This window comes from Pseudomonas sp. CH235 (genome assembly GCF_004368175.1).
In the GTDB taxonomy this organism is placed as follows: domain Bacteria; phylum Pseudomonadota; class Gammaproteobacteria; order Pseudomonadales; family Pseudomonadaceae; genus Aquipseudomonas; species Aquipseudomonas paraglycinae.
In genome coordinates, this window is sequence record NZ_RRZJ01000066.1 from 1 (window position 1) to 1,439 (window position 1,439).

Consider the following 1,439-nt stretch of genomic DNA (forward strand, 5'->3'; position numbering starts at 1 on the left):
AATAAATCTGAGAATCATCTGGCCGGCCTCCCCACCTCACGGAGGTGGCGCAAAATTCAAGGTGCGAACTTAGTCTTTTGCGTAGGAGGCCGTGATGAAATTCTGTGGCATAGACCTGCATTCGAACAACAGTGTTGTGGTGGTTACCGACGAAACGGATCGGGTACTGGTCAGTCGACGCTGTCCCAACGAGCTAACACCGATCCTTTTGCTGCTTGAGCCTCACCGTGCTGAATTGGTTGGCGTCGTGGTTGAGTCCACCTACAACTGGTATTGGTTGGTCGATGGCCTTAAGGCGGCGGGCTTCGAGGTGAAGCTGGCCCATCCCGTGGCGATGAAACGCTACGACGGTTTGAAGCATTCTGACGACAAGGATGATGCGACTTTCCTGGCTCATTTGCTGCGACTCGGGATTTTACCGACCGGATATATCCATCCGCCGCAAGAGCGTGCGCTGCGAGATTTGGCACGCAAACGTATTCAACTGGTACGCAGTCGGACTCAGCACATTCTGTCCGTCGAGAACATCATGGCGCGCCAGTTTGGCCAGCGGTTGAGCTGCAATGAAGTCAAAGGGTTGTCAGCCACATCTGTCGACAGGCTGGGCCTGCCGACGGATGTGGCTCTGGCAATGAAAGCGAATGTCGCCATTGTCCAGGCATTGCAGATCCAGATTGATTTTCTTGAAGAGCGATTACTGCACGAAGCCTATTTGCGCCCGGAGTTTTCTTTGTTGAAAACGATGCCCGGAATTGGCGAAGTGCTGGCCACGGTCATCATGCTGGAAACCGGAAATATCGAGCGTTTTGCCGACGTAGGCCACTTCGCCTCTTACGCTCGCTGCGTAAAAAGTGCGCATTACTCCAACGGCAAAAAGAAAGGTGAAGGCAACGCCAAGAACGGCAACGCTTATTTGATCTGGGCTTATATCGAAGCGGCTAATTTCGCCCGGCGCTTCAGTGAGGATGCCAAACGCTTTTTCGAGAAGAAGAAAGCCAAGACCAATGCCGTGGTCGCTACCAAGGCACTCGCACACAAGCTGGCGCGAGCGAGTTATCACATCCTGAAGGAGAAACAGCCTTTCGATGCCAGACGCTGTTTCGCCTGAGGGGCGAATGAGGTGATGGTTGGCCAACCAAAAAGGGACTGGGCTCGAACCACTAAATCTGAGTGGCGACCGACCATCACCGCCTGAGTGTGTTGTAACCGGGTCGTCTGCCAGGTGAGCCAGCTGGGACTGGACGTGTGTTTTGCACGAGCCACAGTTCTGTGACACGTTTTGGACGCATTGGCAGCACCAACGTTTCTCTGGGGCAGTTAACTGCCAGGGCGGTGCAGGTTGTATCGCTACCGCTTGATCCAAATGGGTGTCTGGCACGACTCGTTCGTAGCCAATGAAGAGGAAACGGGTTCGACGGGTTCAACCGATCAGGTTGAGT

The 1,439-nt window shown here is 54.1% G+C and carries 1 protein-coding gene; it reads left to right on the plus strand.

Translation table 11 applies throughout. The annotated features are described in order from the left end of the window. Positions 1-94: 94 nt before the first annotated feature. Positions 95-1,108 (plus strand): IS110 family transposase, encoded by a 1,014-nt coding sequence (locus EIY71_RS28445; protein ID WP_134023999.1) that lies wholly within the window; start codon positions 95-97, stop codon positions 1,106-1,108. Positions 1,109-1,439: the final 331 nt, after the last annotated feature.

What these genes read in the sequence shown, in the direction of transcription:
- EIY71_RS28445 (WP_134023999.1), top strand. Translation starts at nt 95, where the DNA reads ATGAAATTCTGTGGCATAGACCTGCATTCGAACAACAGTGTTGTGGTG.